This is a genomic window from Thiohalorhabdus denitrificans, assembly GCF_001399755.1.
In the GTDB taxonomy this organism is placed as follows: Bacteria; Pseudomonadota; Gammaproteobacteria; order Thiohalorhabdales; family Thiohalorhabdaceae; genus Thiohalorhabdus; species Thiohalorhabdus denitrificans.
Genome location: NZ_LJCP01000011.1, coordinates 21,989 through 43,636, shown reverse-complemented (window position 1 = coordinate 43,636; position 21,648 = coordinate 21,989). Strand labels below are relative to the sequence as shown.

Below are 21,648 nucleotides of genomic sequence, written 5' to 3'. Positions count from 1 at the left end.
AGACACCGGGAAGCGCCATTCTATCCCTTCCGGCCCACCGGTTTCCGCCTTACAGGTCGAACTCCAGGCTCAGTCCCCAGTAGCGCACCTCCTGGGAGTAGAACTGGCCGTAGGGGGAAGGGCCCTCGTGCCAGGTGAGCAGCAGGCTCAGTCGCTTGTCCACGTTGCGCCGCGGCAGGGTGGGGCGGAATTCCACGCCGAAGACGGCGCTCCAGCCGGGCTCCCAGTCGTTGTGCTCGAAGCCCTTGGCATCCAGCCCCCCCACCCAGTAGGCGGCCCCCCGCTCGGGGGGGAGCAGGGGGAAACGGGCGAACCGGAAGTCCATCCCGAGGTGGGCCAGCCCCCGCTCCAGCCCCTCCGGCTCGCGGCGAAAGAGCCACTCGCCACCGCCGTAGACGCGGAAGGGTCCCAGGTCGCGGGCATAGAGCCCTTCCAGGGCCTCGTAGTGCAGGTCGATCCGCTCGGTGTTGTTGCGCAGGAGGAATTCGTCCCCCAGGTGGGAGCTCTGGTGGTAGACCCGGAGGCGGAGGCTGTGGGGGCCGGTGCGGTGGGCGAGGGGCAGGCCGATGGTGTAGTCGGCGTTCACCAGGTCCATGGAGGGCGAGCCCAGGTCGAACTGGGCGAACACCGCTCCCGACAGGCCCAGCTGCCACCCTTCCCAGGGAGAACGGTTCGTCCACTTGATCAGGCCGTATTCGTCCCCGTAGGCCACGGCGGCTACGGTGGTCCTAGCGTCCCGGAGATCGGCATCCACGACGCTGACGTGGAACCGCGGCCGCTTGGGGTCGGCGAGCAGGGGCTCGAACAGGTGGCCGGCGGGCAGGAACACGGTTTCCGCGGCCCCGGGCGAGGGGAGGAGGGCCGCCAGGGCGAGGGCCGCCCCGCCCAGGGACCGTCCCGGGCCGCTCCGGGGCTCCTGCGCAACCGTCGGTGTCCGGAGGGGGGGATTCGGTGCCAAGATCTTCCCTGCCGGTTGGTGGGGAAGCAGTCAGAGGAGCAGCCAATGCCCATCCTGCCGGGTTCCGGACCCCTTCCGCATGCGGGGGAATTGCTTAGGCGGGCAACGTGGGTCGGGGGAGTGCTCCTGGTCGTCCTGGGCCTGCCGCCGGTGGGCGCGGGGCTGACGGAGGGGGTGGTGGCGGCCTACGGGGACTGGCCCCCGGCCCCCCTGGGCGGGGAGCGCGCCCCGGGGTTTTCCTGGCCGGTGTTCCTGGCCATCGCGGCGGTGGTGGCGGCGGTGCTGGCCCCCTTTCTGCTCCGCGTGCTGCGGGCGCCCACGCCGGAGGCCTTCCGCCCGGCGCGGGTGCCCTTTCCCTGGTGGGCCTGGCTGGGCCTGGCGCTGGTGGCGGGGTCCTGGGCCGTGGCCTGGGGGGCGCCCGATGCGTGGGTGGCCCTGCGGCGGCACGCCTTCACCCCCCTGTGGCTGGGTTTCGTGCTGGTGGTGCACGGCCTGGTCCAGGTGCGCGCCGGCCATTCCCTGCCGGCGCGCCATCCCGGCGCCTTCCTTCTGCTTTTTCCCATCAGCGCGGGGTTCTGGTGGGTCTTCGAGTACCTCAACGGATTTGCCGAAAACTGGAGCTACCTGGGCACCGGGGAGCAGGAGGGGTGGGCGCGCTTCCTGGCCTCCAGCCTGCCCTTCGCCACGGTGCTGCCCGCCGTCCTCGGGGTGCGGGATCTGCTGGCCACCTTCCCCCGCCTGGAGGCGGGACTCGAGCGCATGCCGGGGATCGGCGCCGCTCGGCGCCGTCCCGTGGCCGGGTGGGTGGTGGCGGCGGGCGCCCTGGGCCTGGTGGGCATCGGCCTGCTGCCGGAGATCCTCTATCCCCTGCTCTGGGTGGCCCCGCTGCTGGTGCTGGTGGGGCTGCAGGAGCTGGCCGGGGAGCGCTCCCTGCTGGGCGTCCTGGCGGCGGGGGACTGGCGGCCCGTGTGGCGGGCGGCCCTGGCCGGCCTGGTGTGCGGCTTCTTCTGGGAGCTGTGGAACTGGGGAAGCCTGGCCCGCTGGGAATACACCGTCCCCTACGTGGATCGCTTCCACCTCTTCGCCATGCCCATTCTGGGCTACGCGGGCTATCTGCCCTTCGGCCTGGAGTGCGTGGCGGCGGTGACCCTGGTGCTGCGGCGCAACCGGGCCCGGCTCCTGTGGGGCCCGGTGGGGGGTGCCGGCCAGGGCTAGCGGGTCTCCAGGCAGTCCCCCGGACGGATGGGGGGACGGGGGCCGAGCAGGTCGAGGATGGCCGCCGCCACCCGCTCGGGAGGGATGCCCTGGCGGCGCCCGGAGACCCGCTCCTGCATCTCCGTGGCCACACGCCCCGGGCAGACGGCGTAGACCCCCACCTTCTGGGGATCCACCTCCGCGGCCAGGGCCTCGGTCAGCCCGCAGACGGCGAACTTGGAGGCGGAGTAGGCGGCCAGGCCGGGGATGCCCGCGCGCCCGGCGCCGGAGGAGAGGTTGACGATGGTGCCGCCCGTCTCCAGCAGGTGGGGTAGAACGGCGCGGCAGCCGTACAGCACGCCGCGCACGTTGACCTCCACCGCCGCGTCCAGCTCCGCCACCGGCATCTCCGCGAAGGGACCCGACCAGGCCACCCCGGCGTTGTTCACCAGGGCGTCCACCCGCCCGAAGCGCGACCGCCCCTCCTCGATGAAGGCCTGCACATCGCCGTAATCGCTGACGTCCACCACCCGAACGGCCAGTTCGCCCCGGCCCTCCAGGTCCGCCCGGGCCTGCTGGAGGGAGGTTTTGTGCGGGGCGCCGATGAGCACGCGATGGCCCCGCTCCAGGGCCAGGGCGGCGGTGGCGAAGCCGATCCCCCGGGCGCCGCCGGTGATCAGCAGGTTCCGGGGGGGTTGGGGGTCGCTCATAGGGGGCGCTCCTCGGGGCTGGACCAGCGAACGGGCACAACCCTCATTCTGCGCATGCTCCCGACCTGACGGAACCCGGGTCCGGAGGTCTCCCCGGCCGCCGGCGACTGCTATGGGTGGAAAGGAGACCGACGGTGCGTGGCAGTCCGAGGGAACAGGGAGGAATCGTGGTGCGAAAACCGGGGGGAATGCTGGGGGTCAGGGGATGGGCGGGGGTGGTGCTGGTCCTGGCGGGCGGCCTATCATGCCCACCGGCCTCGGCGGGGGGCGGGGTCGCCCTGCAGGGCGGGATTAGCAACGGCGGCCCCGTGGACGCCCGCCGCCTGGATGTGAGCGGCCGCTGGGCCGTGGATCGCTGGGCGGCGGGCAATTGGGCACTGATTCCCCTGGCCGAGCTCACCGTGGGGAGGTTGTGGGCCCAGGACGCGGGCCGGGGGGAGGAGGACGCCCTCACCGAGGGTGGGGTCCGCGCCGTGCTCCGGCTACGCCGCCGCTCCTGGGACCGCCTCTTCCTCGAGGCGGGCTGCGGCCCGGTGCTGCGCTCCGGCGATCGGCTCGGGTCCCTGGATCTCGGCGGCCGGCTCCACTTCCGCACCGATGTGGGCATCGGCGCCCGATTGGGAGCCGCGCGGCGCTGGGCGTTGTCCTACGGGTACTCGCACACTTCCAACGCCCATCTGGCGACCCCCAACCCGGGGATCAACTTCCATATCCTCCGCATGCGGTATTCGTACTGAGACCGCCACGACAACGAGGTTCCATGAACGCGGTCAACGTCGGTCCCTTCGTCCTTTCCTATCCCCGCCTCTTCGCCCTCCTGAGCCTCGCCGTCGTCCTTGCGGCGGCCGCCTGGCTGCGCCGCCGCGATCCGGAGATTGGGGACTGGGGCATGCCGGCCATCCTGGTGGGAGGGGTGGCGGCGCGGCTGGCCTACGTGCTCGCCCACCTGGAGGCCTACCGCGCCGAGCCCTGGAGCGCGCTGTTCTTCTGGCAGGGAGGCTTCGCGCCCCTCTGGGGGGTGGTGGCGGCGGCCCTGTACGCACTATGGCGGTATCGCGGGTCCCGGGCGCGGCAGGCGCGCGCCCAGCTGCCGCTGGCGGCGGGACTGGGGGTCTGGCTGGCCCTGTCGGGGGGCCACGCCCTGATCGCCGCCGGCGACGGGCCCGGGCTGCCCGGGGGCTCCCTGCCCACCCTGGCGGGGGAGTCCCGGGCCCTCGGCGACCTGGAGGGCCGGCCGGTGGTGGTGAACCTGTGGGCGAGCTGGTGCCCGCCCTGTCGCCGCGAGATGCCCCGCTTTGCCCAGGCGGCCCGCGCCCGCGAGGAGGTGGCCTTCGCCTTCGTCAACCAGGGGGAGTCCCGGGAGCAGGTGGCCGATTTCCTCGGGGACTACGGGGTGGCCCCGGCGACCGTTTTCCTGGATCATGAGCGCCGCGTGGGGGCCCATTACGACGCTGCCGGGCTGCCCGCCACCCTGTTCTATAATGCCCGCGGCGAGCTGGTGGCCTCCCACGTGGGCGAGGTCTCCCGCGCCGCCCTGAACAGCCAACTGGACCGGATAACCGAGCCCTGAGCCCCGCTCAGGAACGCCACGAGGTGCTGCATGGATACCTTTTCCCGCTTTGTCCGCCTCCCGCGGCCGCGCGCCCTGACCTTCCTGTCGCTGCTCGCCGGCATGGCGGCCCTGCCCGCCTGCGCCGAGCGGCCCGAGGATCTGCCTCCGGCGGTGAAGGCCATGGAGGGGCAGGGGCTGGAGGTGGTCAACCGCTTCGAGGCCCCGGGCGGCCTCACCGGCTACGCCGCGCGCGCCGGCGGCCAGGAGGTGATCCTCTACGCCACCCCCGACGGCGAGCACGTCCTGGCCGGTACCATGCTGGACGCGCAGGGCAACAACCTCACGCGGCAGCAGATGGCCGAGCACATGCCCGGGCCGGATATGTCGGATGCCTGGGCCGACCTGGAGGCGGCCAACTGGGTGGCCGAGGGGGCGGAGGACCCCAAGCGGGTGGCCTACGTCTTCACCGATCCCAACTGCCCCTACTGCAACGCCTTGTGGAAGGCCAATCAGCCCTACTACGAGGAGGGCCTCCAGGTGCGCTACCTGCCCGTGGCCATGCTCAAGGAGTCGAGCCTGGGCAAGGCGACGGCCATCCTAAGCGCCGAGGACCCGGCGGAGGCCATGGGGCGCCACGAGCGGTCCTTCGGGGAGGGCGGCATCGATCCGGTGCCGGCGCCCGAGGGGCCGGAGGCGCGGAAGGTGCACGCCAACACCCAGCTAATGCAGGAGCTGGGGGTGCGGGGCACCCCGGCGGTCTTCTACAGGACCGGGTCGGGCGGGGTGAAGTCGGTGAGCGGCATGCCCGGCCTGGACCGGCTGGCGGAGATCTACCGCCTGCCCAAGCAGGACACGGGCGATCCCTCGCTGAGCCGGTTCCGGTAGGCTAGGGCTGCCCGCCCCGCGCCTCGCGCCGCTGCTCCAGCCACTGCCACAGCCAGCCCCCGGGCCGGTCCTTGCCGGTGGCCACGTAGGCCAGCACCTTCTGGTCGGTGAGGATCCACTCCATGTAGCCGCCCACGGCCCCCCGCCCGCAGAACAGGATGCGGTCCCCGGGGTGCAGGGCGGTGTCCAGCCCGGGAAGTAGCCACTCGGTCGCCCCGCGGCACAGCAGGAGAGGGATGGCGGGTAGCCATTCCTCCCGCTGCCGGAAGTCGGTGAGGAGATGGCGCAGGCACAACCGCTCCCCCTCGGCGATGGCCTCCAGGACCGCCGGGGCCGTGTCGGGTAGTATGTCCAGGGTCCATGTCTCTGGTAGGTCTTCCCCGGTCACGGCGCTGATGCGGCTGATCAGCACGTTGGCCCAGTCCTCGTCCTGCTCCACCGCTCGTTCCAGGAACCGGGCCAGCAGCGGCGTGTTGATCACCCCCAGCACCTCGCGGGTGAGGATGGTGCTGGGGTTGACGGTCAGGTCGAGGTCCGCGGCCTCGAAGATGGCGCGGTTGGAGTCCCGGTTCTGGCGGGCCACGGTGAACAGGTTCGGGTTCAGCTGCCGGGCGGTGAGGATGATGGAGAGGTTGTCGGGGTCGTTGTCGGTGCCGGCGATGATGCCGTCGGCCTGGCGGATCTCCGCCCGTTCCAGGGTCTCGGCCTCGGTCCCCCGGCCTGCCACGGTGCCCACGGCGGCCCCCGTCTCGCGGGGGCGGGCCTCCACCACCACCACGTGCTGCCCCTCCCGGTGGAGCCGTTCCCGCAGGGCCTTGCCGAAGCGGCCGAAGCCGCAGAGCACCCAGGTGCCGCGCGGCGGCACCAGGGGTCGTGCCACCGGCTGGTGCTCGATGCCGGTGAGCCAGGCGTAGAGCAGGTACATGGCCGGCGCGCGCAGGGCCAGGGCGAAGCGGTCGGCGAACCGCTCGAAGGGGTTGATGATGCGGTCCGTGCCGAAGGAGGCCAGGTTGGCCTCGGTGTCGCGGTAGCGGGCCCGGCAGATCACTGTTACCCGCGGCGCCAGGAGCTTGGCGGCGATGGCGGTGGACAGGTTGTCCTGCTCCAGGCGGCTCACGGCGATGACTCCGGCGCACTCGCGCCGCCTCAGGCCGGCCATTACCAGCACCTCGGGGTCGCTGGCGTCCGCCTGGATCCCCGGCACCTCGCGGGCCAGGCCCTCCACTTTGAGCATGTCGATGCGCCCTTGGTCCCGGTCCACCACCACGGGCTTGATGCCCTCGTCGGTGAGGGCGCGCACCAGCAGGCTGCCCCCCTCACCGTAGCCGCAGACGATGTAGAAGGGCTCGGAGATGCGCCGCACGCCGCGCCGGAAGTTGCTGATGCTCACTACCCGGCGGAAGGCGGGGTCCTGGAGGATGGCCAGCAACGAGCCGATGGCGTACAGCCAGGCGAACACCGTGGCGTAGATGGCGAACATCATCCACAGCCGCTGGGCAGCGGTGAACTCGTAGGGGATCTCGCCGAAGCCGATGGTGGGGCTGGTATAGGTCACTACGTAGAAGGCGTGGAAGAAGTCCATGCGCCACGGGTTGCCCTGGTCGTCCTGCCCCGGGACCAGCACCAGACCGATGATGGCCACCGCGTAGGCGAGGATGAGCACCAGCAGGGGCGCCCGCATGCGGCGGAAGAGGAGGAAGATTACCTCCTGCACGGCAAGGGACCTCCTGCTTCAGGCAGGGACGCCTTGGGCGAGCTCTCGCCCATCAGCGCCGCCCCAGGCTGGTCTCCACCACCAGCAGCACCACCGAGATGATGTTGGCCAGCAGCGCCCCGCCGGACAGGGACACGATGGTGGACATGACATGGGGAGTCATGCCCTGGCCGGTGACGTGGAGGGCCCAGCCCCACACGATGGCCGCCAGGATGAGCTGGACGTCGGCCACCAGGCTGGTGGCCAGCAGCAGGGCGCCGATCTGGGTGCGCTCGCCGAGCTTCATCACCGTGGCGATGAGGCTCACCACCAGGGCGGCGAACAGCTCGTAGACGTTATGGTGGGTGGGGTTGTCGAGCTCGCCCAGGTAGAAGCCATAGTTGATGGTCAGGGCCAGCACGATGACAAAGGCGAAGACCGTCTTTTCCAGGTTCATGGGGCCTCGGTTCCTCTCTGTCCCCGGGGTGCGCGAAGTCCCATGGTAGGCCAGGCGCCGACGCCGCCATAGGGGTACCGGGGCCGTCCGCGACGGAGGGAGTGCAGGTGGCGGGATACCGCTACGAGGAGGTGGCCCGGGCCATCGCCGACCAGGTGGAGGACGGGGTGTACGGCCCCGGGGACCGCCTGCCGGGGGTGCGCAAGCTGGCCCGCCAGTTCGGGGTGAGCGTGTCCACGGTGGTGGCCGCCCAGCACCTGTTGGAGGACCAGGGGGTCATCGAGGCCCGCCCGCGCTCCGGCTACTACGTCCGTCTCCAGCCCCGGCGCCCCGCCGAGCCCCCCGAGACCACCCACCCCGAGGGCCAGCCCACCCGGGTCACTGGCCAGGCCCTGGTGCTGCGCGTGGTGCAGGCCGCCAACGAGCCCCACATGGTCCAGCTCGGCGCCGCCGTGCCCCACGCCGACTTCCTGCCCACCCAGGGTTTGCAGCGGGCCTTTTCCAGCGTGCCGCGGCGCTACCCGGGCCGCGCCACCGACTACCCCTTCCCGCCCGGCCCACCGGAGCTGCGCCAGCAGATCGCCCGGCGCATGGCCGACGCCGGCTGCCGGATCTCCCCCGAGGAGATCGTGGTCACCAACGGCGCCCAGGAGGCGCTGGTGCTCTCCCTCCGCGCCGTGGCGGAGCCGGGCGACGTGGTGGTCATCGAGTCGCCCACCTTCTACGGCCTGTTGCAGGCCATCGAGGGCCAGGGCATGCAGGCCCTGGAGATCCCCACCGACCCCGACGAGGGCATCTCCCCGGACGCCCTGGCGCTGGCCCTGGAGCAGTGGCCGGTGGCGGCGGCCATGCTCATGCCCAACTTCGGCAATCCCCTCGGTCACTGCGCCTCCGAGGGGCGCAAGCGGGAGGTGGTGGCGCTGCTGGAGGAGCGCGGGGTGCCGCTCATCGAGGACGACGTCTACGGCGATCTGGCCTTCGAGGCGCCGCGGCCCTGGGCGGCCAAGGCCTACGAGGCCCGGGGCGGGGTGCTGTACTGCGGCTCCTTCTCCAAGACCCTGTCGCCGGGGCTGCGGGTGGGGTGGGCGGCGCCCGGCCGCTTCCGGGACCGGGTGGAGTACCTGAAATACGCCGCCAGCGCGGCGACGCCCGCCTATCCAGGCTTCGCGGTGGCGGAGTTCCTTGGCCGCGGCGGCTACGACCGCTATCTGCGCCGGGTGCGGGGCGACTACGCCCGCGCCGTGGCCCGGGTGAGCCGGACGGTGGCGGAGCACTTCCCGCAGGGCACCCGGCAGACCCGGCCCGGAGGGGGATTCGTGCTGTGGGTGGAGCTGCCGGAGTCGGTGGACGCCCTGGCGCTGTATCAGTCCGCCCTGGCGGAGGGCATCAGCCTCGCCCCCGGCCCCATGTTCTCGCCCACCCAGAAGTTCCGGAACTTCGTCCGCCTCAACTGCGCCCAGCCCTGGAACGCCGCCTTCGAACAGGCCCTGCGGCGGGTGGGGGAGCTGGCCCGGGAGCGGGCGGGATAGGGCTACCGGGGCCGGGACCAGAGGCGTCGCGGCCCCTGGCCGCTCCCACAGGGGCAGGCAACCGTGGGCGGGCCGCCCCTACATGCGCGCTAGGGGTCCTGGCTTTCCCACGGTCCCGGCATCTTGAAGCCCACGGTGGTGCCGCCCTGGTCGTTGGGCCGCGCCCACAGGGCGCCGCCGTGGCTCTCCACGATGGTCCGGCAGATGGCCAGCCCCATGCCGAGCCCCTGGGCCTTGGTGGTGTAGAAGGGCTCGAACAGGTTCTGCCGCGTAGCCTCTTCCATGCCACCCGCTTGGTCCATGACCTCCACCAGCACCTCGCCGTTGTCGCCCTTCCGGGTGCGAATGCGGATGGGACGGCTATTGAGGCCCCGCTCCTCGTAGGCCTCCAGGGCGTTGACCGCCAGGTTCACGATCACCTGCTTGAGCTGGGTGGCGTTGCCGGTAACCGGGGGCAGGTCCCCGGCCAGCTCCGTCCGGAGCGTGCCCGCGTGCTCCTCCAGGAACCTCGCCATCAGCCGGCCGGACTCCCGGATGACCCCGTTGATGTCCAGCGCCTCCTGGAGGGAGTCGCTGGGTCGCAGCATCTCCCGCACCGAGCGGATGAGGTCCCCGGCGTAGCCCACCTGCTCCGAGAGCCGGGCCATGGCCTCCCGGGCCCGGTCGTAGCGGGATTCCGGGGCTGCCAGGTCGTTGCGCGCGGCGGCGGCGTAGTTGTTGATGGCCGCGAGGGGCTGGTTGAGGTCGTGGGCGAGGGTGGAGGCGATCTCGCCCACCAGGGCCGCCCGGGAGAGCTGCTCCAGCTCCCGCTGATGCCGCCGGTTCTCCGCCTCGAGCCGTTTCTGCTCGGAGATGTCGGTGAGGGTGGCGAGGTAGGCGAAAGCGGCGCCCGCGGGCTCGGTGACGGTGGTGTCCAGCCGCACCGGCAGCGGCTCCCCGTCGGGGCCCTGCAGGGAGAGCTCGGCGGTGACCCGCTCCCGGGAGGAGGCGGCGCGGCGCAGGTGCTCGAACAGCGGCTCCTCCTGGCCGGGGGCCAGGAAGTCCGTCATGGGGCGGCCCAGGAGGTGCGCGCGCTCCCGGCCGAGCAACCCGGTGGCGGTGAGGTTGGCCTCGCGGATGAGGCCCTCGGGAGTCAGGGTGACGAAGCCCACCGGGGCGGAGTCGTAGAGGTCCATGTAGCGGTTGCGCGCCGCCTCCAGGGCCTCCTGGGTCTCGCGGAGCAGCGCGTTCTGCAGCTCCAGCTCCCGCTGATAGGCGAGCAGCTCGCCGTGGTCCTGCGGCTGCTGCGGGGCCGGGTCCTGCGGGGGAATGGAGGAACCGCTAGCTGCCCCCGGTTCTGGGCTTTTGTACCTGGCGGTCATGTCTTGCGGACGCTCCCGGTCCGGCGCGTCGCCCGGAATCCCCTTGCCGTTATCCGGAGGCGGCGCGGCGACCTGCTGCTCGAATAGGGTTTCCCGTGTGCCCCGGCCCCGCCATCCCGTCGGGGACGCCGCCGAGCGGGTCCTGGCCGCGAGAATGCGGGACCGGGAGGCTTGCACCTATAACCTCATCCATTGTAGGGCCTCCGGTCCTTACGTCCAGGGTAATCCCCCATGGGGTGGGTGTCACCCCGGATGGTTGCCCCTGCGGGCCTTGAATCCGGGCGTACCCGGCCCGATCCGGTAAACCGCACGTTCCTGGGCCACAGGGGGTAGACGGAGCCGTGAAGGCGGAGCGCAGGGAGACCTGTCTGATGGGGCCTATGAGCCGCTTCGAGCAGGTGGTGGCCCTGCTGCTGGGGGTGCCATCGCGGTGGAAGCGCGAACAGGAGGAGGCGTCCGGGGGACGCGGAACCGCCGCGGAGGGCGCCTGCAAGGTCCGGGGACGCCCCGTTCCTAGGCGCCCTTCAGCTTCCGCGCCAGTTCGGCCACATGGCCGCCCTGGAACCGGGCGATGGCCAGCTCGTTCTCCGAAGGCCACCGGCTGCCGTCCCCTCGCGCGAGGGTGCCGGCTCCGTAGGGCGAGCCGCCGGTGATCTCGTCCATGTTGAGCAGCCCCGAACAGGAATAGGGGACTCCGGCGATCACGAAGCCCAGGTGCAGCAGGGTGGAGTGGAAGCTGGTGATGGTGGTTTCCTGGCCGCCGTGCTGGGTGGCGGTGCTGGTGAACACGCTGCCCACCTTGCCGATCAGGTCCCCGTTCAGCCACAGCCTGCCGGTCTGGTCGAGGAAGTTGCGCATCTGGGCGGTCATGTTGCCGAAGCGGGTGGGGCTGCCGAAGATGATGCCGTCGTACTGGGGCAGTTCCTCCACCTCGGCCACGGGGGCCGGCTGGTCCAGCTTCACGCCGACCTCCAGGGCCCGATCCTCGGGGATGAGTTCGGGCACCCGCTTTACCGTAACCTCCGTGTCCGGCGTCTGCCGGGCTCCTTCGGCCTCGGCGTTGGCCATAACCTCCATGTGGCCGTACATGCTGTAGTAGAGCACCAGGATGCGCGTGGTCATGGTGAGTCCTCCCGGATTATGGGGGGTTGCCGGGCAGGTCCCGCGGCCTATTGGCGCACCAGAACCATGCCGAGGAAACCATCCCGGCGCTCCCCCTCGGCGAGCAGCCAGAGCTCATCCAGCCCGGAGGCCGCACCCGCCACCTCGGCGTCCAGGAAGGCGAAGCCGGTGTAGTCGCCGCTGTCGCCGGGGCAGTTCTCGAGGGAGAGGTCCACCGCGAAGAGGTTGTGGCCCCGCTGCAGCAGCTCGAGGCCGCCGTTGAGGACGCAGCCCTCGGTATCGCTGCCCTCCAGCCCGCCCAGCCCGTCCACGGTGATGGTGAGGGTGCGGTTGTTCCGGGTCACCGACCAGCTCCCCGTCAGGTCGGAGAGCACCACCTCCTGGCGGAAGCGGTCGCTGAAGGCGAGGTCCAGCTCGCCGTCCTCGCGGGTGCCGGAAACGGTCCCCCGCATGCTGGTCTCCGGGTCGATGGTGACCGCCATCCGCCCCGTCCCCGCTGTCCCGCCGGACAGATCGTAGGACCGCACGGGACCCTCCGCGGCTACCGTACTGGCGGCGGTTTCCGCCTCGGTGGAGAAGGTGTCCCCGACGGGCTCGACGGGGCGGGAGAAGCTCGTCTCGGTGGTGAACCGGGTGTCCCGGGTCAACGGGTCCTCGGAGGTGGGGCCGGGGTCCAGGGTAAAGCCGGGGTCCAGGATGGAGTCGCCCTCGGCGGAGGCCTCCCCGGACGTCTCTTCCCGGGTCGCGGTGTCCCGCCGGGCCAGGCTCCCCGCGAAGCCCGCGTCCGGCCCGGGCGCCATCATCCGCACCTCGCCGTCCCAGACCACGGCGGTGACCGACTCCCCGGCGAGCCCCTCGTCCTGGGTCAGGGTGCCCCGCCAGATCCCGTCCGCCGCCGACAGGCCCGTCCCCTCGCCGTCGCCCTCCACGGCGAAGGCCTGGAAGGATCCCGGCTCCAGGTCGCAGCCGGTGGCGGCCAGGGCCAAAAGCAGGATGCCGGCCGGACCGGTTCTCCCCATGGCGGCCTCCTTCCTGGTGCCCCCGGCGCTCAGTAGCGGAAGTGCTTGATCTGCTCGCCGCTGACGCCCAGCTCGTGCATGGCCTCGATGCCGATGGCCAGGTGGTCCCGTGCCCAACGATTGGTTACCGCCCGGTCCGAGGCCTCGGTCTTGATGCCGTCGGGGGTGAGCGGCAGGTCCGAGACCAGCAGCAGGGCGCCCCGGGCGATTTCGTTGGCGTGGCCGACAACGAACAGTGTGGCGGTCTCCATATCCACGGCAATCGGGGTCATCCCTTCCAGCCGGCGAATGAACTGGTCGTCGTGCTCCCACATCCGCCGGTTGGTGGTGTACACCACGCCGGTGCGGTAGTCGTGGCCGCGGTTCAGGATCTTCTCGGAGACCAGCTTGTGGAGCTTGAAGGAGGGCAGGGCGGGCACCCGGGGCGGGAAGTAGTCGTCGCTGGTGCCCTCGCCGCGGATGGCGGCGGTGGGCAGGATGAAATGGCCGATCTCGGTGGACTCCTTGAGGCCCCCGCACTTGCCCAGGAACAGCACGCCGCGCGGCTGCCGGGCGATGAGCAGATCCATGATGGTGGCCGCGTTGGCGGTGCCGATGCCGAAGTTGATGATCGACAGGCCCCGGTCGTTGGAGGCCGCCTGCATGGGCCGGTCCGTCCCGTGGATCCAGGCGCCGAACTCCTCCGCGAACGCTTCCACGTAGCTGTAGAAGTTGGTGAGCAGGACATGGTCCCCGAACCGGTCCAGAGGCATGCCGGTGTAGCGCGGCAGCCAGTCCCGGGCGATGGCAAGGCGATCCGGCATGGGGACTCCGGGGTCGATGGCGTGGTCCTGCCTCTCAACCTAGCCCCGTTTCGGAACGTGAAGCTATCCGGCGGGTCCCGAAGTCCGCGCGGTGTCCGGAGGCGTAAGGGAAAACCCTGATTCCCCTGGCCGGTCAACCCGATATCCTGTGTCCGCCCTTCGGGCAAGAATCCCGTTTTCGATTGTGGATGGGAGCGAAAAGGGGGAGGCAGCATGCCTCCGGGTCTTCCAGACGCATCCGCTCAACCCGGAATTTGGAAGGAGGAATCGGCCGTGGAGAAACGTGGCCTCCGGCGCCGTCCCGTGCATCTGAACGTCCTGGTCCGCCACCGGGGCCTGCCCGTGGCATTCTGCTCCACCCTGGACATGAGTCTGGAGGGTGCGCGGCTGTACTGCGGGCCCCTGGGGCTGGAGCCGGGCAGCACCGTGGAGGTGGACCTGTCCCTGCCCGAGGGCGACGACGCCTACCTGCGCCTGCCCGGACGGGTGATCCATTGCGACGATGGGTGCATGGGGGTGCGCTTCACGGTCGTGGACGGCGCGGACGTGGACACCCTGGACGGGCTCCTGGACCGTGCCCCGCGGGCGGATGGGGAGTTCCGGGAGGCCGGCGCCTGCTATTCCATCTTCCTGTGAGCCCCGCAAAGCCCATGAACAAGGCCAGGTAAAGCGACCCCTTTGGAGGAGCTCGTGGGAGGGGGCTACGACCCCGACCGTTTGCCTGGCCTCGCTTCAGGTCGCCGTCCCGGACCGCTCCCACAGGCCTCCTTTCGGCAAATGGCTCCTGTAAGGCTTCCCTTCGGGTCGACTCAGTAACCCGGTGCAGCGTCCTCGGGGGCTCGACGGTAGCAGACCAGGGTGTCCCCGGTGGCCGGCTCCACGGGCTGCTCGGGGGATTGGAAGACCACCCGGCCGTCCCCCCGCACCAGAAGCAGCACCTCGGCGCCGGCGGGGCAGCCCTCGAGGAAGTCCTCGTAGGTGAACTCCTCGGTCAGCCGGGTCTTCTGGAGGGTCCACCCCAGGTAGTGGCGCTCCATCATCCGCTCGTGGGTGGCCTCCTCGCTGAAGGCGATCTGCCCCCGGAAGGGCAGGCTGAAGGCCTGCGTATCGCTCTCCACCTCCCGGCCCGGCGCCAGCTGGAAGACGTTGCCCCGGCCCAGCTCCGGGGACAGCTGGGTGCACAGCAGGGCGTTGTAGGCGTCGTTGTCGGTGGCCGCCAGCAGGTAGCCCATGCCGGTGAGATCCAGCCGTTGCTGGCCGAGGTCGGAGAGCAGCTCCCCGGACTGGGTGGGGATCCCCGCCATGCGCGCCGGGCGCAGTCGGTTCCAGGAGCTGTCCGCCAGCAGCACGGGCACCTCCAGCTCCTGCAACAGGGTGGCCAGCCGCACGGTCCAGCCGTTGGCTCCCACGATGAGCACGCCGTCCCGCCGCGAGGCGACCAGGTCCAGCCGCCGGGCCAGCCAGTTGATGGTGAAACCGTGGAAGAGGGCGGTGGCCAGGATCACGGTGAAGACCAGGGGCAGGATCCGGCCCGCGTCCTCATACCCGGCGCCCGCCATGGCCGGCCCCACGATCCCCGCCATGGCCGCGGTGACGATGCCCCGTGGCCCCACGAAGGCCACGAACAGACGCTCCCGCCAGGTCATGGGGGCGCGGATGGTGGCGAGCAGCACCGCCGCCGGCCGGACCCCCACGATCATGGCCGCCACGAAGAGCGCGTCCCCCAGCCCCAAAAGCCCCAGGGTCTCCAGGTCCAGGTTCGCGGTGAGGAGCACGAACAGCCCCGAGACCAGGAAGACCACCACCTGCCCCTTGAAGCGCCGCAGCTCCAGGGTGCTGGCCAGCCCCATGTTGGCCATCACCACCCCCATCACGGTGGTGGCCAGCAGGCCGGCCTCCTCCTGGAACAGGTTGGCCACCGCGTAGATCAGCAGCACCGCGCCCAGCATGCCGGGGGCCTTGAGGAACTCCGGCATCCAGCCGCGGGCGAGCACCCGGCCGAGCAGGTAGCCGCCGCCCCCGCCGAGGACGGCGGCCGTGCCGACGGCCAGGGCCATGCCCTCGGCCACCAGGAGGACGGCGCTGTCGTCACCGAACAGGAGGAGGTACTCGAAGGTGAGGATGGCCAGCAGGGCGCCGATGGGGTCGTTGATGATTCCTTCCCACTTGAGGAAGGAGGCCGGGCGCATCTGCAAGCGGGCTTGGCGCAGCAGGGGGCCCACCACGGTGGGGCCGGTGGTGACCAGGATGGCGCCCAGGGCGGCCGCCACCGGCCAGGACAAGTCCGCCACGTAGTGGGCCGCCACCGCGGCCAGCCCCCAGGTGAGCGCCACGCCGAGGGAAACCAGTCGCAGCACGCCGCGGGCGGTGTGCCGCACCTCGTGGAGCTGGAAGCTGAAGGCGTCCTCGAAGAGGATCACGGCCACGGCCAGGCCCACGAGGGGCGTCAGCAGGGGGCCGAGGAGCCGGTCGGGCTCGATGAGGCCGAGCACCGGGCCCGCGAGCAGGCCGGCGAGGATCATGAGCACCAGCGCCGGCTGGTTGAGGCGCCAGGCGATCCACTGGGCCGATAGGCCGAGGACCACCACCAGCATGATGGTCAGCTCGGCGGGGAGCTCCATGGCCGTGGCCGCGGGGATCAGTCGTTCTCCCCGCGCGGGACGTAGCGGCCGCCGGAAAAGGCCTTGAAGAACTGGCCCAGTTCCGGATGGTCGATCTGCTCGCCGCTGGGGTCGGGCTCCAGGTTGCGCTCCGCCACGTAAGTACGGTGGCCGGCGTTGTGGACCAGGACCTGGTACCAGGGCCGGTCTTTCGGCGGGCGGCTGGTGGCCATTAGCTGGTACCAGGCCTCGGTACCCCGGAACTCGGGATCCACGCCCACGATCACCCCGCGGTAGTTGAAGCGGCGGTGGTGGACGAGCTGGCCGACACGGAATCGGGGCGAATCGTCGCTCATGGCTCGGTCGGTTTCCGGTGGGGGTGCGAAGGCTTATCCATACGCTACGACAAGGGGTTGGGTTGGGCAAACCGGCAGGTTCCCCACGGGGGTATCCGGCCGGCATCCGGGTGTTGATGCCCCGCAGGCTAATTGTTTTACTTCAAAAGAATCTTATAGCGCTGAGACGCCTTAGGACACTGGACAGGCGATGCCATCCCAATCCGCTTCGCCGGTTATCGATATAGAGGCCTTCAAGTCCATCTGCGAGGGCTGCAGCATCCGGGAGCTCTGCCTTCCCTGCGGCATGGATCGGGATGATCTGGAACGGCTCGACCGGATCATCGAGCGCAAGGCCCCCCTGGCGGCCGGGGACCTCGCCTACGCCGAAGGCGACCCCTTCCGGGCCCTGTTCGCCGTGCGCTCGGGGGTGGTCAAGACCTACCTGTTGGAGCGGGAGGGCGAGGAGCACATAACGGGCTTCCACTTTCCCGGGGAGCTGGTGGGCTTGGACGCCATCGCCAGCGGCACCCACACCTGCTCCGCCAGGGCCCTGGATACCACCAGCCTGTGCGAGATCCCCTTCGGCCGGCTGAACGAGCTGGCCGGGCGGATCGACAGCCTGCGCGAGCAGCTGTTCCGGTTCATGAGCCGGGAGATCCATCAGGACGAGCAGGAGCGCCGCAACCGGTCCCGGGCCGATGCCGACCCCCGGTTGGCGGCCTTCCTGCTGGATGTCTCGGAACGTTTCTCCCGGCTGGGGTTTGCCCCCTTGGACTTCGGGCTCAAGATCTCCAACCAGGACTTGGCCAGCTACCTGGGCGTGGCCCCGGAGACGATCAGCCGGCTGTTCCGCCGTTTCCGGGACCAGGGTCTGGCCACGGTCAAGAGCAAGCGGGTCCAGATCCACGATCCGGAGCGGCTGCGGGCGCTTGCCTGCACCCAGGCCGGGGGGTAGGGGGTCCCTGACAGCCCTGGCCGGGGATCCCCTTGGGGAACAAGGGCCTCGATGCTTCTGATAAGCTGGTCGTCCTCCCCCGGGTGCGGGGGCACGGGGCCGGTCGTGGTCCGGCCGGAGGAAACAAGGGACAAAGGGAGAGACCATTGCGCACGAGGGGCTGGATTGGATGGCTGGCATTGGCCGCGGGCCTTACGTTCCTGGCCGGTCCGGCCGGGGCCTATGACGAGCTGGAGGTGGAGGAGCGGGCCCTGCGGGTGATGGATGCCCTGCTGCCTTCCGAGATCGAGACCCGGCAGAAGACCATGGAGGAGGCCGAGGTGTCCGGCTGGGTGCACGTGGTCTACGAGGCCCAGTCCGACCGCGGCTGGATCCCCGTGGAGCTCTTCGTCCGCGAGGGGGCCGACTACACCTTCATGGGCAAGATGTATTCGCTGGATCCCTCCCGAGACGCGGACGCCAAGGCCGAGGCGGCCATGGACAAGCGCTTGCCCGAGCAATTCGAGCGCGAGCTCCTGCAGTCCCGGGACACCCCCCTGGAGGGTGTCCGGGAGTACCTGTACGAGGTGGAGGTGCCCCAGCGCGGGCCCCAGCCGGTGACCGCCTACGTGGGCGAGGACTTCGGCGTGGTGGGTCAGCTGTTCGGGCCCGACAACGCCAACCTCACGGAGGCCGCCGAGCAGAAGTGGGCCGGCAGCCAGGTGGACTGGGAGGAGCTGGTGAAGGGCCTGGAGCCGGTGTTCGGCCCCGGGGATACCGAGGTCAAATTCGCCATGTTCACCGACCCCGACTGCCCCGCCTGCCAGCGGGCCAAGGGCCGCATCGAGGCGCTCGTGGAGGAGCACGGCGACGATCTAACCGGGTATCTGCTGTGGCTCCCCCTGGACATGCACCAGCACGCCAAGCCCAAGGCGGAGGTGCTGGCCTGCACCGCTCCGGAGCGGCAGTCGGCCCTGTTCGATGCCCTGGAGGGGACCCAGCCCAACAGCACCGAGGACGTCTACACCATCCTGGAGAACCAGGAGGTCACGGTGCCCAAGCCGGTGCGGGAATGCGTGGCGTCCGGCCAGGGCGAGGAGCGGCTGGAGCGCTACAAGGGCTTCGCCGACCGCATGCAGGTGCATTCCGTGCCTTCGGTGTACTTCGATGGGCGGCTGTTCAAGGGCTTCCCCGAGCAGAAGGTCCGGGAGGCCCTGGCCGGGGATTCCTGATCCTGGCGAGGTAAAGGGTGGGCCGGTTGGGTCCGCCGGGAGGCCATCGCCTGGGGGGACTTCGCGTCCCCCCTTGTCTGTTTCAGGGCGCGTGGTGGGAGAAACGGGGCCCTGCGGTCAGGGTCGCAGCACCAGGGCGTCGATGCCCTCCGCCGCCAGCCGGCTCCGGACCGTCTCGGCGGCGGAGCGCCCGGCGTAGGGGCCCAGCCGCACGCGGTACCAGGTGCCTCGGCTCGCCAGGTCGGCCTGCACGACCCGGGCCCGGAAGTCCCGGAGGGCGAGGCGGGCTTTCAGGGACTCCGCCGCCTCCGCCTCGCGGAAGGAGGCCACCTGCACCAGGAAGTCGCCGGCGTCATCGGGCCGCGGCGTCTCCGCGACGCCGTTTCCCGACCCGCCCGCGGGATCGGGGCGCCGGGTGTCCTGCGCGGGGGGCTCCGTGTCCCCCTCCGCCGGTTGGTCCCCGGGCGGATGCTCGGAGACCTCCACCTCCATCTGCGGCAGCAGGGTGTAGAAGCGGTAGCCCTCCTCCTCCCGGTCGCTCCGCTCCTCCGGGGACGGTGCGGGGTCGGTCTGGGGCTGCGGCGGGGGGACGTCCTCGGGCTCCGGCGGTTGGTCCGGGCTGGGGGCCTCCCGCTGCGGCTCGGCGGGCCGGGTCTCCCGCTCCCCGTCCCCGCCAAGGAGGTAGAACGGAAGCAGGATCAGCAGGCCCAGCCCGATGCCGCCGAGGAACCAGAGGATGGCCTGCAGAAGGCCGATCCGGGCTTGGCCGCGCCGGGAGCGGCTGCCGCGGCCGGGGCCTTTGCGCCGTTTCTTCGTGGTCCGGCGACCGGAGGAGCGGGCCATGGGCAATTACATCCTGTCGGGGGCTTCCACGCCGAGCATGTGGAGGCCGTTGCCCAGGACCTGGCGGACCGCCTCCACCAGGGCGAGGCGGGCGCGCCGCAGTTCGGGGTCGTCCACCAGCACCCGGTGGGAGTTGTAGAAGGTGTGGAGCTCCGCCGCCACCTCCTGGAGGTAGCGGGCCACCCGGTGCGGCTCCCGGCTCACGGCGGCCGCCTCCACGGTCTCCGGGTAGCGCTGCAGACGACGCAGCAGCCGGCCTTCCTTCTCCTCCAACAGCCGGGACACGTCCGCATCCGCCAGCTCGGCGGACGTGGGCAGGGCCTCGCCGGCTTCTTCCAGCTTGGCACGGATGCTCTGGACGCGCACGTGGGCGTAGTGGATGTAGTAGACCGGGTTGTCCTCGGTGTGGCGTTTGGCCAGCTCCAGGTCGAAGTCCATATGCTGGTCGGAGCGGCGCAGCACGTAGAAGAAGCGCGCGGCGTCGCGGCCCACCTCGTCCACCAGCTCGCGCAGCGTCACGTACTGCCCGGAGCGGGTGGACATGGGCACCTTCTCGCTGCCGCGGTAGAGGTTGGCGAACTGCACCAGCTGGATCTCCAGGCCCTCGGGGTCCTGGCCCAGGGCCTGCATGGCCGCCTTCACCCGCGGCACGTAGCCGTGGTGGTCGGCGCCCCAGATGTCGATGAGGTGGTCGTAGCCGCGGCTGTACTTGGCCCAGTGGTAGCCGATGTCGTTGGCGAAGTAGGTGGCCACGCCGTCGGCGCGGGTCACCACGCGGTCCTTCTCGTCGCCGAAGTCGGAGCTGCGGAACCAGGTGGCGCCGTCGGCCTCGTACAGCTGGCCGTTGTCGCGCAGGCGGGCCAGGGCCTTTTCCACCGCGCCCTCGTCCACCACGTCCTGCTCGTGGGCCCAGCTGTCGAAGGCCACGCCGAAGGCGTCCAGATCGGCGCGGATCTCGGCGAGGATATGGTCCAGGGCGCGCCGGGAGACCGCGTGGAAGGCCTCCTCGCCGATGCGCTCCCGGATCTCCCGGATGTAGCGGTCCATGGCCTGTTCCGGGTCCTCCGCGTCCTCCGGATAGGCGAAGCCGCAGTCCAGGGCGTCCCCGAATTCCTCCCGCACCTCGCGGGCGATGTCCCGGATGTAGGGGCCCTGGTAGCCCTTCTCGGGAAAGGTCCCCTCTGCCCCCTGGACCAGATCGCGGTAGCGGCTCATGACGCTGGCGGCGAGGATGTTCATCTGCCGGCCGGCGTCGTTGACGTAGTACTCGCGCTCCACGTTGTAGCCCGCGGCCTCCAGCACCCTCGCCAGGGCGTCGCCGTAGGCGGCGCCGCGGCCGTGGCCCACGTGCAGGGGCCCGGTGGGGTTGGCGGAGACGAACTCCACCTGCACGCGCTCGCCGCGGCCCACCGCGCCGCGCCCGTAGCCGGCGCCCGCCCGCAGGATCTCCGGCACCACCGCCTGGAACACCGACTCGGCGAGGTGGAAGTTGATGAAGCCGGGCCCGGCCACCTCCACCCGCTCCAGCTCGTCGGTCTCGGGCAGGGCCGCCACCAGGGCCTCGGCCACTTCCCGGGGCGGCTTGCCGGCGGGCTTGGCCAGGCGCATGGCCAGGTTGGTGGCGAAGTCGCCGTGCCCCTCCTCCCGGGGCCGCTCCACCTGGACCTCCGGCGCGGTGTCCGGGGGGACCAGGCCCTGTTCCTGGATGGTCTTGAGGGCGGCCTCGAGGAGCTGCACAAGTCGCGCGTTCAAGGGGGTCTCCATGGCTGGGCGGGGATTGCAACGATCCAGGACCGGGACCGGACGGTCCCGGGGCGTGTGCCAAGGCGGAATAGCATAACCGAATCCGGGAGAACGCCCCAAGCCGGGGGACGGCAAAGGGGGGTCGGTCCTGGTATTCTCCCCCTTCTGCCGTCGGGCCGGAGGTGGGGGCTCAGGAGCCGGAGCGCGGTCCGCGGTGCATGAGGGCCCGGGCGTGGCCGTTGGCGGGCCAGACGTAGTCCAGATCCGCGGCCACGGTGAAGGCGTAGACGCGCTTCCCGCCCTCCGCACGGCTGTAGGTGCGCTCCACCCGGTAGCGCCCCTCGGTCAGGGGGCGCACCGACCACCCGGAGTCCGTCCAGCCGGTGCGCGGCTCCACCTGGCGGAGCACCTCCGCGACGGTGCGTCCGCCGTAGCGGAAGGGGTCCGCCGGTGCGGAGCGCACGGCCTCCAGGGCGGCCTCCTCCGGCTCCGGACCCTCGGGATCGGGCAGGTCCGGCCCGCCCACCAGGTGCTGGAGGAGCACCAGGAGTAGGATCGCCGCCCCCAGCAGGGCGGCGGGGATGAGCCAGAGGTTGCGCGAGCCGGGTGCGGCCATGGGCGGTGGGCTCCTGCTGTGGGCCGGGGAGCGGGGATCCTCCCCCGGTGACGGTCCGC

21 protein-coding genes are annotated in these 21,648 nt (G+C 71.2%); 8 read left to right on the top strand and 13 right to left on the bottom strand.

Annotation, left to right across the window (positions count from 1 at the left end; translation table 11 throughout):
• Positions 1 to 49 precede the first annotated feature (49 nt).
• Entirely contained in the window at positions 50 to 958 is a 909-nt protein-coding gene (locus AN478_RS09705) for a DUF1207 domain-containing protein (protein WP_176758730.1), read from the bottom strand.
• A gap of 120 nt (positions 959 to 1,078) precedes the next feature.
• On the opposite strand from AN478_RS09705, the gene AN478_RS09700 reads away from it, so the two are divergent.
• Positions 1,079 to 2,173, top strand: coding sequence for a hypothetical protein (locus AN478_RS09700; RefSeq protein WP_054966425.1), 1,095 nt, complete (start codon positions 1,079 to 1,081; stop codon positions 2,171 to 2,173).
• Here AN478_RS09700 and AN478_RS09695 read toward each other — a convergent pair.
• Positions 2,170 to 2,862 (bottom strand): SDR family oxidoreductase, encoded by a 693-nt coding sequence (locus AN478_RS09695; protein ID WP_054966424.1) that lies wholly within the window; start codon positions 2,860 to 2,862, stop codon positions 2,170 to 2,172. The genes AN478_RS09700 and AN478_RS09695 overlap by 4 nt on opposite strands.
• A 167-nt stretch (positions 2,863 to 3,029) precedes the next feature.
• Here AN478_RS09695 and AN478_RS09690 point away from each other — a divergent pair, with 167 nt between their 5' ends.
• From AN478_RS09690 to dsbG, 3 genes are read left to right on the top strand one after another with little or no spacing between them, the layout of a single operon-like run.
• Positions 3,030 to 3,599 (top strand): acyloxyacyl hydrolase, encoded by a 570-nt coding sequence (locus tag AN478_RS09690; protein WP_143004072.1) that lies wholly within the window; start codon positions 3,030 to 3,032, stop codon positions 3,597 to 3,599.
• Between the two features lie 23 nt (positions 3,600 to 3,622).
• Positions 3,623 to 4,432, top strand: coding sequence for a TlpA disulfide reductase family protein (locus AN478_RS09685; protein ID WP_054966422.1), 810 nt, complete (start codon positions 3,623 to 3,625; stop codon positions 4,430 to 4,432).
• A gap of 30 nt (positions 4,433 to 4,462) precedes the next feature.
• The gene (gene dsbG / locus AN478_RS09680) at positions 4,463 to 5,299 is read left to right on the top strand and encodes a thiol:disulfide interchange protein DsbG (protein ID WP_054966421.1); all 837 of its coding nucleotides are present in this window, start codon (positions 4,463 to 4,465) and stop codon (positions 5,297 to 5,299) included.
• 1 nt (position 5,300) lies between these two features.
• Here dsbG and AN478_RS09675 read toward each other — a convergent pair whose 3' ends face one another.
• Complete coding sequence (locus tag AN478_RS09675; protein ID WP_054966420.1) at positions 5,301 to 7,013, bottom strand: potassium channel family protein; 1,713 nt, start codon at positions 7,011 to 7,013, stop codon at positions 5,301 to 5,303.
• Between the two features lie 52 nt (positions 7,014 to 7,065).
• A complete protein-coding gene (locus AN478_RS09670; protein ID WP_054966419.1) occupies positions 7,066 to 7,449 on the bottom strand; it encodes a DUF6394 family protein in 384 nt (127 codons plus the stop codon).
• 107 nt (positions 7,450 to 7,556) lie between these two features.
• Here AN478_RS09670 and AN478_RS09665 point away from each other — a divergent pair, with 107 nt between their 5' ends.
• A complete protein-coding gene (locus AN478_RS09665) occupies positions 7,557 to 8,978 on the top strand; it encodes an aminotransferase-like domain-containing protein (protein WP_054966766.1) in 1,422 nt (473 codons plus the stop codon).
• 89 nt (positions 8,979 to 9,067) lie between these two features.
• Here the strand turns inward: AN478_RS09665 and AN478_RS09660 are convergent, their stop codons facing one another.
• The 4 genes from AN478_RS09660 to AN478_RS09645 all read right to left on the bottom strand — a co-directional run bounded on the left by AN478_RS09660 (position 9,068) and on the right by AN478_RS09645 (position 13,283).
• Positions 9,068 to 10,339, bottom strand: coding sequence for a two-component system sensor histidine kinase NtrB (locus AN478_RS09660; RefSeq protein ID WP_054966418.1), 1,272 nt, complete (start codon positions 10,337 to 10,339; stop codon positions 9,068 to 9,070).
• A 513-nt stretch (positions 10,340 to 10,852) separates the two neighbouring features.
• Positions 10,853 to 11,461, bottom strand: coding sequence for an NAD(P)H:quinone oxidoreductase (gene wrbA, locus AN478_RS09655; protein ID WP_054966417.1), 609 nt, complete (start codon positions 11,459 to 11,461; stop codon positions 10,853 to 10,855).
• A 47-nt stretch (positions 11,462 to 11,508) separates the two neighbouring features.
• Positions 11,509 to 12,480, bottom strand: coding sequence for a hypothetical protein (locus AN478_RS09650; protein WP_054966416.1), 972 nt, complete (start codon positions 12,478 to 12,480; stop codon positions 11,509 to 11,511).
• 29 nt (positions 12,481 to 12,509) lie between these two features.
• Positions 12,510 to 13,283, bottom strand: coding sequence for an AMP nucleosidase (locus AN478_RS09645; RefSeq protein WP_054966415.1), 774 nt, complete (start codon positions 13,281 to 13,283; stop codon positions 12,510 to 12,512).
• A gap of 273 nt (positions 13,284 to 13,556) precedes the next feature.
• On the opposite strand from AN478_RS09645, the gene AN478_RS09640 reads away from it, so the two are divergent.
• Positions 13,557 to 13,919, top strand: coding sequence for a PilZ domain-containing protein (locus AN478_RS09640; protein ID WP_054966414.1), 363 nt, complete (start codon positions 13,557 to 13,559; stop codon positions 13,917 to 13,919).
• A gap of 173 nt (positions 13,920 to 14,092) precedes the next feature.
• Here the strand turns inward: AN478_RS09640 and AN478_RS09635 are convergent, their stop codons facing one another.
• Entirely contained in the window at positions 14,093 to 15,904 is a 1,812-nt protein-coding gene (locus tag AN478_RS09635) for a cation:proton antiporter (RefSeq protein WP_054966413.1), read from the bottom strand.
• Positions 15,905 to 15,921: 17 nt separating this feature from the next.
• Complete coding sequence (hspQ, locus tag AN478_RS09630; RefSeq protein WP_054966412.1) at positions 15,922 to 16,239, bottom strand: heat shock protein HspQ; 318 nt, start codon at positions 16,237 to 16,239, stop codon at positions 15,922 to 15,924.
• A 190-nt stretch (positions 16,240 to 16,429) separates the two neighbouring features.
• Between hspQ and fnr the strand changes: the two genes are divergently transcribed.
• Together fnr and AN478_RS14750 are read left to right on the top strand one after the other, a co-directional pair.
• The gene (fnr, locus tag AN478_RS09625) at positions 16,430 to 17,176 is read left to right on the top strand and encodes a fumarate/nitrate reduction transcriptional regulator Fnr (protein WP_054966411.1); all 747 of its coding nucleotides are present in this window, start codon (positions 16,430 to 16,432) and stop codon (positions 17,174 to 17,176) included.
• A gap of 179 nt (positions 17,177 to 17,355) precedes the next feature.
• The gene (locus AN478_RS14750) at positions 17,356 to 18,387 is read left to right on the top strand and encodes a thioredoxin domain-containing protein (RefSeq protein WP_054966410.1); all 1,032 of its coding nucleotides are present in this window, start codon (positions 17,356 to 17,358) and stop codon (positions 18,385 to 18,387) included.
• A 117-nt stretch (positions 18,388 to 18,504) separates the two neighbouring features.
• Here the strand turns inward: AN478_RS14750 and AN478_RS09615 are convergent, their stop codons facing one another.
• The 3 genes from AN478_RS09615 to AN478_RS09605 all read right to left on the bottom strand — a co-directional run bounded on the left by AN478_RS09615 (position 18,505) and on the right by AN478_RS09605 (position 21,589).
• Positions 18,505 to 19,230, bottom strand: coding sequence for an SPOR domain-containing protein (locus tag AN478_RS09615; RefSeq protein WP_054966409.1), 726 nt, complete (start codon positions 19,228 to 19,230; stop codon positions 18,505 to 18,507).
• A 6-nt stretch (positions 19,231 to 19,236) separates the two neighbouring features.
• Positions 19,237 to 20,982, bottom strand: coding sequence for an arginine--tRNA ligase (gene argS / locus AN478_RS09610; protein ID WP_143004073.1), 1,746 nt, complete (start codon positions 20,980 to 20,982; stop codon positions 19,237 to 19,239).
• Between the two features lie 181 nt (positions 20,983 to 21,163).
• Entirely contained in the window at positions 21,164 to 21,589 is a 426-nt protein-coding gene (locus AN478_RS09605; protein WP_054966407.1) for a hypothetical protein, read from the bottom strand.
• Positions 21,590 to 21,648 lie beyond the last annotated feature (59 nt).

What these genes read in the sequence shown, in the direction of transcription:
- wrbA (WP_054966417.1), bottom strand. Translation starts at nt 11,461, where the DNA reads ATGACCACGCGCATCCTGGTGCTCTACTACAGCATGTACGGCCACATG.
- AN478_RS09650 (WP_054966416.1), bottom strand. Translation starts at nt 12,480, where the DNA reads ATGGGGAGAACCGGTCCGGCCGGCATCCTGCTTTTGGCCCTGGCCGCC.
- AN478_RS09670 (WP_054966419.1), bottom strand. Translation starts at nt 7,449, where the DNA reads ATGAACCTGGAAAAGACGGTCTTCGCCTTTGTCATCGTGCTGGCCCTG.
- AN478_RS09645 (WP_054966415.1), bottom strand. Translation starts at nt 13,283, where the DNA reads ATGCCGGATCGCCTTGCCATCGCCCGGGACTGGCTGCCGCGCTACACC.
- AN478_RS09685 (WP_054966422.1), top strand. Translation starts at nt 3,623, where the DNA reads ATGAACGCGGTCAACGTCGGTCCCTTCGTCCTTTCCTATCCCCGCCTC.
- hspQ (WP_054966412.1), bottom strand. Translation starts at nt 16,239, where the DNA reads ATGAGCGACGATTCGCCCCGATTCCGTGTCGGCCAGCTCGTCCACCAC.
- fnr (WP_054966411.1), top strand. Translation starts at nt 16,430, where the DNA reads ATGCCATCCCAATCCGCTTCGCCGGTTATCGATATAGAGGCCTTCAAG.
- AN478_RS09635 (WP_054966413.1), bottom strand. Translation starts at nt 15,904, where the DNA reads ATGGAGCTCCCCGCCGAGCTGACCATCATGCTGGTGGTGGTCCTCGGC.
- dsbG (WP_054966421.1), top strand. Translation starts at nt 4,463, where the DNA reads ATGGATACCTTTTCCCGCTTTGTCCGCCTCCCGCGGCCGCGCGCCCTG.
- AN478_RS09660 (WP_054966418.1), bottom strand. Translation starts at nt 10,339, where the DNA reads ATGACCGCCAGGTACAAAAGCCCAGAACCGGGGGCAGCTAGCGGTTCC.
- AN478_RS09615 (WP_054966409.1), bottom strand. Translation starts at nt 19,230, where the DNA reads ATGGCCCGCTCCTCCGGTCGCCGGACCACGAAGAAACGGCGCAAAGGC.
- AN478_RS09695 (WP_054966424.1), bottom strand. Translation starts at nt 2,862, where the DNA reads ATGAGCGACCCCCAACCCCCCCGGAACCTGCTGATCACCGGCGGCGCC.
- AN478_RS09605 (WP_054966407.1), bottom strand. Translation starts at nt 21,589, where the DNA reads ATGGCCGCACCCGGCTCGCGCAACCTCTGGCTCATCCCCGCCGCCCTG.